The following is an 8,997-nucleotide window of genomic DNA, read 5'->3' on the forward strand; positions in this document are numbered from 1 at the left end:
TTTCATAATTTCAGAAATCGCGTATTAGCTTGTTTTTCTGATTAGATAAAATTATCACCACAAGTTCAGGAGAGCCACTCTATGCAGACATTGAAGGGATAATCGCTAACTTAGAAACCAAAATCGCTCAGTTTGAATCGAACAATGATGTTCCTTCCCAGGAAAATGTTAATACAGATGAGTCTTTAACTTCTCTGAAAATCACACTCAAACAGTTACTTCGAGAAAGTTTGGATTATGAAAGAGTATTAGAATCTTTGGAAGATTTTAATAATACGATTAATATTCATGTTTACAATTATCAGGAAAAGCTGGCTCAAATCTGTGATAAATGGCAAGCCTCAACCGAAAATTTAACAACATTTAAGTTTTTTATTGATAGGAATTGTCCGTATTTTCAACGACAAATTCAGGGTGATTTAGGCTATTTCAAACAGGGGACTGATTTGATTAAGATTGCGGTGGATTTGGTGGCGGGGATTGTAGATATTGAACAAGCAGAAATCGATCGCTCTTTAGAAAGAACTATTCAAATATGGGGTACTGGATTAGGGGCTGGAGGCCTTGTGGTGTCTGCGGTTGCCAATTATATCGAGAAACCCATAGTGTTCAAAATACCTCAAAAAGGGGATGTGCTTCACCCGGCTGTAGCTAGTCTGTTGTTGAGTTTCTTGGTTGTAATCGTGGTTTCTGGAGTGGTGGCCCGGATTAATGGTGCGTGGAAGATTAATCCGTTGAGATGGTTTCGGCGCAAGTTTCAACCTCCGAGATTGCCCGATTCCCCAAGTCCACCAGTTAATGATATGTTACAGGAAGCGGAAGAGAGACTCGGCGGCTGAAACCGCGTCTATACAAACTCAGAGAGACTCGGCGGTTGAAACCGCGTCTACACAAACGATGTCCGCCTCCGCGGACTAAGAGATAAGAGATAAGAGAGAATTTAGAAGTGTTGAAATCCTCGATCGATCTTTAACCCAACATCAGCACAAACCCCGCTGCTATCAGTCAACCAAATATCGGTGCTTTCGGTAGCGATTCCCACAATCTCCGCACCATCACCGATTTTTTCTACCAATAACTTAGCATTCGCGATCGGCAAAAACAGCACTAACTCAAAATCTTCACCACCGTACAACGCCCAATCTAAAGCTTTTTCGGTTGATACTATTTCGCTTAAACTATGGGGAATAGGTATTTTCGTGCGATCGACTTTTGCACCAACACCGCTAGCCCGACAAACTTGCACAATCGCATCAGCTAAACCGTCGCTGCTGTCCATTCCAGCAATCGCAAACTCACCCGCAGCATCTAAAATTTCCCACAAAATCGGCAAAACATCCAGTCGCGGTTTAGGCTGCTGGTGAGCGAGAATTAAAGAAGCCCGATCGCCCTTTTCCAAATTTTGTCCAAATTCTGGATTTAACAGCAATTCTAATCCCGCGCGGGACGCTCCGTGCACGCCAGTCGCGACAATTGCCCAATTCGATCGCGCATTTGACCTGCGAATGGTACGATCGCACTCAACCTCCCCAAAAGCAGTAATCGCCACAGTCACCACGGGCGATCGGACAACATCGCCACCGACGATCGGCGTATGATACACTTTCAAACAAGCCGTCATTCCCCGATAAAACTCTTCAACCCACTCCACAGCCGTATCCGCCGCCACAGCGAGGGCTACAGTCACCGCCAGAGGCCTTGCTCCCATCGCAGCCAGATCCGACAAATTTGCCGCTGCGGCGCGCCATCCTGCGTAATAAGGGCCTGTGGTGCGATCGCTAAAATGCACTCCATCCACCAACATATCTGTAGTGATAGCGAGAGATTGGTGGGGATTTGTAGCCATGACAGCGCAATCATCTCCCACTATTTCGGCGGGGCAGAATTTTTGCAATATTCTTAAAAGACCTTGTTCTCCGATATCTTTAATCAGCATTAAAAAGGATTTTTTAGTGAGATGCGGGCGGGCAAGATGCCCATCCCACAATAAACTCCATGTATTATGGAACAGGTGTCTTACCTGTAGCACGTTATTGGTGCGTAATTCCTGAACCAATGACAACTAACAACTGTCAACTGTCAACTGTCAACTGTCAACTGTCAACTGCATCACCATTCCTTACCCGAACTCGGCGGCAAGCGCAACCTAGGAAACCTATAAAAAGTATCTCCTTCATCATCTACCTCTAAAATCGCCGAAAAAATCTTCACTTGCCGAGTTAAATAATGCTGAGCAACTTCAGCCTCAACCCTAGCATTAGCCGCCAGTTGAATCAGCGAAATTTGACTGTTTTGAGTTTCCAACAACTGATAAAAAGCCTCATCTAACCGCTGCTTTTGCTTGCTTTCATTGATATTATTTACAATCAGCAAGCCTGCGAATCCGCCCAAACCAATTACCAATAAAAATTCTAAAATTGCCATAGGAGCGATCGAGTTGCTAGATATAACGAAGCTAAGTAGGTGGACATAATAACGTTGATTCAAGTTTAACTTACCTGATTGATTCTTATAGCCCTTGCCTTGCGGGCTTTGCTCCTGTAGCAGCGATTTCAATCGTCGAAAACAGAAGGTTTAATTTACCTGATAGATTTTTATAGCCCGCGCAGGCGGGCTTTGTTTGACAAAAAGCGATTTCAATCGCCCTCATCGATTAAACTTGAGGTTGAACCAAATTTTCCTTCCCTTTAATCACCTTAGCAGATACAATCTTGTCTCCCTGCTTCAGTTTCTCCAAAACTTCTTTTCCTTCAATCATGTAACCAAAAACAGCATACCGGCCGTCCAACAGATTCAGACCGGCGGGCGTGAGTTCAGGTTCAAACAAGAAAAAGAAAAACTGAGAAGAACCGCTGTCGGGTTCAGCTTCCTTGCGCGCCATTGCCACAGTACCGAAAGCAGAAAAAGGCAAAACAGGCTCGTCGCGATAGCGCCCCGCATCTTCTAGAGTAATCCCGTAAATAGGCTCCTTTTCGTCCCTGACGAGCACTTCCAGCGGAACATTCCGGTATTTGCCAGTAGCTGGGTCAATAAAACCCTCTTCCTTGCCTTCGGGGTCTCCCGTTTGCAAAACGTAGGATTCTTCCGATCGAATAAACGGCAAACCGTCATAAAAACCTCGATCGACCAAATCCACAAAATTACCAGCAGTCACAGGCGCGCTGTAGCCGTCAACCACAACAGTAATTTCCCCTTTTTCCGTTTGTACAGCCACAGTAGCGCGCCCTTTCAGTTGAGGCAGATTAGCATACTTGGCAGGCACTTCAAAGGGAAACTTTGCCACCATCAACTCTTCGATTTCGCCTACCGAACCGAGTATTGCGGCTTTCAAGTCGATCGCTTTGTCCCTGTCTTTAGCCTCAACAGCCTTTTCCAGTTGAGCAATTCCGTCCTTGACTGCTGCAACTAGAGTTTCAGCTTCCGGCTTTTTGGCGTCGGGAATACTCTCTAAAAGGTCAGATTCCCGAAGGTTGAGAATCCTGGAAGCCTTGCTGACATCGCTGCTAATAGGCCCCCAACGTTTAGAACGTATGTGGTTGCCAATGTCTTCGAGACTGATTTGCAAATCTCGCACAGTCTGATTGTCAATAGGTAAAGCGAAGCGCAGCAGCGCCCGGCCGTCGGTAATCGCGTTGCCCGCAGGCATACTGCTGCTGGGGCGTTTGGCATGGGAGACTGCGCTGAAACTCAGTCCGAGAGTGAACAGCAAGAGCGCTAAAGCGACGGTTTTGACCCAGCGCTTGCACGTATCGATCGAGAAATTAGGCCAATGCAACATAACTTTAACTTTTATTGCCTCTATTATCTTCCCACAGCGCTGCCCGCCCGCCTTTGCTGCTACCCATTTAAAGTGTCTGTTAGTTCGGCTGGGGAGGTTTGCCACTAACAACAGTCAACTGCCAACAGTCAACTGCCAACTGCCAACTGACAACTGCCAACTGCCAACTGACAACTGCCATTAACATTTCGGTACAGCACTTGCTCCCTTTGAACGGTAAAATAAAATGCCAATTGCTTTTTGATGCCGTCAGCTAGACTGCGGCTTTAACCTGACCCGCTCAAAAAACGGATACAATCCCCAGACTCCTGTCGTGGAGAGATCGAAATTTTAGACCAAGGTTCAATCTCCCAAATTCATCTGTGGAGTAAATCTAAAATCTAAAATCTAAAATCTAAAATCGACTGACTGTAGTTCCCCCGTGCCGGCAAGGCGACGGGATTGCCCGCAAAAATTTATATGCTCTCGAGTAACGACTTTCGACCAGGTGTTTCAATTGAATGGAATAACGGCGTGTGGCGGGTTATCGAATTCCTCCACGTCAAGCCAGGAAAAGGCTCAGCTTTTGTGCGGACAAAATTAAAAAATGTCCAAACCGGAAACGTAGTAGAACAAACCTTCCGAGCCGGCGAGACTTTGCCTCAAGCCAACCTCGAAAAGAGCGCCATGCAGCATACCTATAAAGAGGGCGACCAGTTCGTCTTTATGGATATGGAAACTTACGAGGAAAGCCGTCTCAGTGCCAAGGAAATAGGCGATCGTGTCAAGTACCTCCATGAAGGGATGGAAGTCAGCATCCTGCGCTGGAACGACCAAATCATGGAAGTGGAACTGCCCAACTCTGTCGTATTGGAAGTGATGCAAACCGATCCCGGAGTCAAAGGAGATACTGCCACCGGTGGCAGCAAACCCGCCATCCTCTCCACCGGGGCTCAGATTATGGTGCCCCTATTTATTTCCATTGGAGAACGGATTCGGATTGATACTCGCGAAGACAAGTACCTCGGCCGAGAGTAGAAACGACGGAGGAAAAGCGAGTTTTGAGTTTTGAGTTCTGAGTTCTGAGTTCTGAGTTAAAGAGCTCAAAATTCAACACTCATCGCTCAAAGCTTAAAAACTATCCCTTTGCCTCCAAAATCGGTGGAGTATCGTATCCTAGCTTCGCCGGATTCCCAATTTTCAATTTTCAATTTTCAATTTTCAATTCTCAATTACCCTTGAATCTGCTGTGCAACTAGACTTAAACCAGCTTTGCGAACTGCTAACTGTTTTAGACAAAACTGGCATTTCGGAACTGACGTTAAAAAGTGGGGAGCTTGAACTGACAGTACGCAAAGGCATTCTGGCAAGCTCGCCAGACACCGCTGCTGCGCTCCCTGCTGCCGTGGCGACAGTCGCTCCCACGATCGCGTTGGGCGCTGTTGCTAGCCCCACCTTAGCGTCACCGGATGCTGTTGACCAAAATTTAGGAGCGGCCCCAGCCGCCGCCCCAGCCCCCGCCCCAGCCGCAGTGCCTGCTGCCATGTCTGTTCCTGTCGATACCAAATGGGTGCCAATTATCTCGCCGATGGTAGGAACCTTTTATCGCGCTGCTGCTCCCGACGAGCCGCCTTTTGTAAATGTGGGCGATCGCATCAAGGTCAGCCAGACAGTCTGTATTATCGAAGCTATGAAGCTGATGAACGAAATCGATGCTGATGAAGTGTCCGGTCAAGTGATGGAAATTTTAGTTCAAAATGGCGAACCTGTCGAATACGGTCAAGTGTTGATGCGAATTAATCCGGATTGAAAGATTACTTTATTGTTATGGAATAAATGCTAATATTTCGAGATCATTTCTCTCCGGTGAGTTTGATGAAGTCATCCCAGCCTGTCCCGCAAGAAGTTGTACAACAAGTTGCTGAGTATTTCAGTATTCTGAGCGAGCCAATGCGTTTACGAATTTTGAACTTGCTTCGCGACGGCGAAAAATGCGTGCAAGAGCTGGTGGAAGCTACTCAAACCAGTCAAGCCAATGTTTCTAAGCACCTAAAACTCATGCTCCAAGCTGGTATCCTCACTCGCCGGAGTGAAGGGACTTCAGCCTATTATAAGGTGCAAGACGAGTTAATTTTCGAGCTGTGTAACATGGTGTGCGATCGGCTTGCCACCCGGATCGAACAGCAAGCCCTCCACTTTCGGGCATTTAGCCTGACAACCAAGCACTGAGAATTAGTCATTAGTCATCAGTCATTAGTCATTAGTCATCAGTCATCAGTCATCAGTCATCAGTCATCAGTCATTAGTCATTAGTCATCAGTCATCAGTCATCAGTCATTAGTCATCAGTCATTAGTCATCAGTCATTAGTCATCAGTCATCAGTCATCAGTTATAAGTTATCAATCTTTACTCCCTACTTGGAGCATCTCAATGAGAGCAAAAAGTGTTTTTTAGGAGCGCGAGCATCCTGCACAGTAAAGCCTACATCTAAGCGCGAGTAAGATGCTCGCACGGAGTGTGAAAGCTCTCCTGGGAATGCTCCCATCCCTAATCTCTGCCTTCAGACTAATGACTAATGACTGATGACTGATGACTAATCACTCCTAACTAATCACTCATAATTCCTAAAGGGGAAAATTTTTGTCAAAACTTTGGCGGGTACTCGGCTGAGCCACCTCCAAACCTTCGCCGCCCAAAAGTTCTAAAGGCTTACCTTCCACCGAAATCCAAACCGGGGTATTCGGTTTTAAACTCGTAGCCGTATAGATAACTTGCCCTAACCGGCCAGTCATCGAAGTGCTGCCTCCCCCCGAAGTAAATTCGGCCGACAAATCTACATAAACTCCCTCATTCTTGACACTCAAACTCCGGAGTTTTGTCCCCTGAGGAATTTCGCTAGAAACAGTTGCATCCTTCGGCCCGGCCAACAAACTGTTAAAAGCAGCTTGTAAAGTTGCATCAGGCTTGTCCGCTTGTTTGACAGCTACTTTCGTAGGAACTCCCTCAAATTTGCCGTTGGCATCTTTAACCCAGTAAACTTGCACTGTTTGGGCCGCCGTCTGCTGCAAAGGCTTTGGCTGCGGCGACTTTGGCGCCAGAGCCTGCGGGACCAGAGCCTGCGGCGTCCGAGCTTGAGGCGTCTGAGCCTGTGGCACCTGAACAGGATTTGGAGGGGGTACGGGGATAATTACAGCAGGGGATTCCGCAGGACTTGGGGAAAGCGCCGGAGGGGTAGTCGGAGCGGAAGACTGCGTTTCTGCGGTTGGGGAACGGTTCGCCGTCCACCAGGCAATGCCCCCTCCCGTCGCTAAAGCCAACCCGCAAACACCGGCAATGACTGCTGTGGAGACGCGGCGTACTTGTTGTCCATCTTTCATAATACAAATCCTCCTTAGAGCATAGAGCGCTTGACACGGTGAGGAGCTACTCCCGATCTGCTACATTTGTTTTTGCTGAGATTCTGGAACTGCGAACAGCTAAACTGAAACAATCCTGGCATCTTTAACAGCTTAGGAGCAATATTTCATTTTGACACCCTCCCGCTTAGAAACAAGGTATAAGTCTGAAGGCAGAAGGTAGAAGGCACTTATGCTGTGGCATATCTGAAGTTTAACTGACATTTTATCGAACTCGTAAATTATTATAAATTAAGTAATGTTTTGCCAAATATCACAATCGGTAACACGTTGAAAATCTTTAATATTTTTAGTTGCAATAATGACTTGACGACCAGGATATTGCTCTTTGAGCAGACACCATTGAGCAGCCAGAATGCAGTCTACATCAATGTTTTCCTTGATTTTATTAGATTGACTCATATATCTTGCTTCAGCCCATAGTTCGGCAGCCTTTTCTAGAACAGCAAAAGTTACTTTTTGAAATTCAATTAAATCTCTCAGTCGGTCTAATTTTGGAACACTTTTGCTTTTAATGCGAATGAGTTCACGTCTAAGTTCATAATCACAGATATCAGAAGCAATTACATACGCGCCTTTCGATAATAGGCGGTACAGCCATTCTCTGCATTGCTTGTTCTCCGCCAGAAGCTTCTCATCTTCAGACAATTTTTCATCAAGAGTTGTTACCAGTAAAGCAAGAATATTAGAGTCTAGAATTACAATCACTCTACAATTTCCATCCTTTGGCTTTTCTAATAATTTCTATTTGTTCAAGTTCTGACTTTAGCCAATCCATTGCAGGTTTGTTCTTCTGAATTTGCATTTCACGAGTAAAGATTTGATTTGAATGAGAATCTATCAAACGTGCTTTTTCACTTCTTATTCGGTTTTCTTCGATTTGCCATAATACTGCTCTAGCAGTGTTTTTTAATCCAACTAAATATGAAAAAACAGATTCGTTCTGATTGGCTTTATCCGGTTTTAGGCTAGAGTCATTTAAAAATGCCAATGTTATATTCTTAAGGTACTCTATTAAGTCTTGTGGGAAGTAGAGAAGATATTCTTCTAAAAGCTCTGATAGTCCCACCATACCCGTGTAGAGAGTTCCATATTGGTGTACTCGATCTATTTCTTCTTCAAACGCAGCCAGCATAATACCCAGAGCTATGATTAATTCCCTAAAGCCATCCATGTATTTTTCATGAGCTTCAATTTCTTTGAAGGTATCACGTGCTAAAGAATCACTATATTTTGCTTTAATTCCGCTGAAAAAGGGTCTGTATTCAGAATAATAAATATCAGATTTTTGACGTGGATATTTGGCTGCTCTAATCCGTTCTGATACCTCAACAATTTTCAACAGATAATTAAATGATTCTTCTTTAGGAATCCGCGCTTCATCAGATTCAAACAGCTTTTCTAAGGAATGTTTGATTAAACTCAGCTCACCCAATATCACCTCCTCAGTGTTTGACAGCAATGCTCTAATTGAATTTTCTGTAGTGACTGTCATAAGAATGCAACTCCATAAAGAAGGCTTTTATGCTCTATGGGAGCAAAAGAACTACAAGCAGCGTATTCCTTCTATTATGATACACGACAATCTCGTTGAGACTATAATCTTTTCCCCAAACAAAAAGCGCCCCTATTTCTAGGAGCGCTTTTTGTTAATCAAAAACTAAAACTTAGCCATTGATAGAAGGAGCAACCATTGCTACGGGAGTGACTTCACTTGCAGCCAAATCAAGCGGGAAGTTGTGAGCGTTGCGCTCGTGCATTACTTCCATACCCAAGTTAGCGCGGTTGATAACATCAGCCCAAGTGTTGATGACGCGACCTTG

General features: G+C 45.2%; 10 protein-coding genes and 1 pseudogene. 4 read left to right on the plus strand and 7 right to left on the minus strand.

Annotated elements, in window-relative coordinates; translation table 11 throughout:
- Positions 1–230: 230 nt before the first annotated feature.
- Positions 231–839, plus strand: a complete 609-nt coding sequence (locus QUB70_RS30025; protein ID WP_332985352.1) for a hypothetical protein — start codon at positions 231–233, stop codon at positions 837–839.
- A 101-nt stretch (positions 840–940) separates the two neighbouring features.
- Here the strand turns inward: QUB70_RS30025 and thiL are convergent, their stop codons facing one another.
- From thiL to QUB70_RS30040, 3 genes are all read right to left on the minus strand, one after another.
- On the minus strand, positions 941–1,936 hold the full coding sequence (gene thiL / locus QUB70_RS30030) for a thiamine-phosphate kinase (protein ID WP_332985353.1): 996 nt from the start codon (positions 1,934–1,936) through the stop codon (positions 941–943).
- Between the two features lie 173 nt (positions 1,937–2,109).
- On the minus strand, positions 2,110–2,424 hold the full coding sequence (locus tag QUB70_RS30035) for a hypothetical protein (RefSeq protein WP_332985355.1): 315 nt from the start codon (positions 2,422–2,424) through the stop codon (positions 2,110–2,112).
- A 229-nt stretch (positions 2,425–2,653) separates the two neighbouring features.
- Positions 2,654–3,778 carry a peptidylprolyl isomerase gene (locus QUB70_RS30040; protein ID WP_332985356.1) on the minus strand — a complete coding sequence of 375 codons (1,125 nt, stop codon included), beginning with the start codon at positions 3,776–3,778 and terminating at the stop codon, positions 2,654–2,656.
- A 459-nt stretch (positions 3,779–4,237) separates the two neighbouring features.
- Here QUB70_RS30040 and efp point away from each other — a divergent pair, with 459 nt between their 5' ends.
- The 3 genes from efp (at position 4,238) to QUB70_RS30055 (ending at position 5,986) form a co-directional block, all read left to right on the plus strand.
- On the plus strand, positions 4,238–4,795 hold the full coding sequence (gene efp, locus QUB70_RS30045; RefSeq protein ID WP_332985357.1) for an elongation factor P: 558 nt from the start codon (positions 4,238–4,240) through the stop codon (positions 4,793–4,795).
- 211 nt (positions 4,796–5,006) lie between these two features.
- Complete coding sequence (accB, locus tag QUB70_RS30050) at positions 5,007–5,567, plus strand: acetyl-CoA carboxylase biotin carboxyl carrier protein (RefSeq protein ID WP_332985358.1); 561 nt, start codon at positions 5,007–5,009, stop codon at positions 5,565–5,567.
- 26 nt (positions 5,568–5,593) lie between these two features.
- Positions 5,594–5,986 carry an ArsR/SmtB family transcription factor gene (locus tag QUB70_RS30055; RefSeq protein WP_106146178.1) on the plus strand — a complete coding sequence of 131 codons (393 nt, stop codon included), beginning with the start codon at positions 5,594–5,596 and terminating at the stop codon, positions 5,984–5,986.
- A gap of 396 nt (positions 5,987–6,382) precedes the next feature.
- Here QUB70_RS30055 and QUB70_RS30060 read toward each other — a convergent pair whose 3' ends face one another.
- The 4 genes and pseudogenes from QUB70_RS30060 to QUB70_RS30075 all read right to left on the minus strand — a co-directional run.
- Positions 6,383–7,135 carry a GerMN domain-containing protein gene (locus tag QUB70_RS30060; protein ID WP_332985359.1) on the minus strand — a complete coding sequence of 251 codons (753 nt, stop codon included), beginning with the start codon at positions 7,133–7,135 and terminating at the stop codon, positions 6,383–6,385.
- 270 nt (positions 7,136–7,405) lie between these two features.
- The gene (locus QUB70_RS30065; RefSeq protein ID WP_332985360.1) at positions 7,406–7,882 is read right to left on the minus strand and encodes a type II toxin-antitoxin system VapC family toxin; all 477 of its coding nucleotides are present in this window, start codon (positions 7,880–7,882) and stop codon (positions 7,406–7,408) included.
- Between the two features lies 1 nt (position 7,883).
- Entirely contained in the window at positions 7,884–8,669 is a 786-nt protein-coding gene (locus QUB70_RS30070; RefSeq protein ID WP_332985361.1) for a hypothetical protein, read from the minus strand.
- Positions 8,670–8,841: 172 nt separating this feature from the next.
- Positions 8,842–8,997: pseudogene (locus QUB70_RS30075) on the minus strand (photosystem II q(b) protein); the annotation flags it as partial.

It is taken from the genome of Microcoleus sp. A003_D6, from assembly GCF_036702825.1.
Lineage (GTDB): Bacteria > Cyanobacteriota > Cyanobacteriia > Cyanobacteriales > Microcoleaceae > Microcoleus.

What these genes read in the sequence shown, in the direction of transcription:
- QUB70_RS30070 (WP_332985361.1), bottom strand. Translation starts at nt 8,669, where the DNA reads ATGACAGTCACTACAGAAAATTCAATTAGAGCATTGCTGTCAAACACT.
- QUB70_RS30055 (WP_106146178.1), top strand. Translation starts at nt 5,594, where the DNA reads ATGCTAATATTTCGAGATCATTTCTCTCCGGTGAGTTTGATGAAGTCA.
- QUB70_RS30040 (WP_332985356.1), bottom strand. Translation starts at nt 3,778, where the DNA reads ATGTTGCATTGGCCTAATTTCTCGATCGATACGTGCAAGCGCTGGGTC.
- QUB70_RS30035 (WP_332985355.1), bottom strand. Translation starts at nt 2,424, where the DNA reads ATGGCAATTTTAGAATTTTTATTGGTAATTGGTTTGGGCGGATTCGCA.
- QUB70_RS30060 (WP_332985359.1), bottom strand. Translation starts at nt 7,135, where the DNA reads ATGAAAGATGGACAACAAGTACGCCGCGTCTCCACAGCAGTCATTGCC.
- efp (WP_332985357.1), top strand. Translation starts at nt 4,238, where the DNA reads ATGCTCTCGAGTAACGACTTTCGACCAGGTGTTTCAATTGAATGGAAT.
- thiL (WP_332985353.1), bottom strand. Translation starts at nt 1,936, where the DNA reads ATGCTGATTAAAGATATCGGAGAACAAGGTCTTTTAAGAATATTGCAA.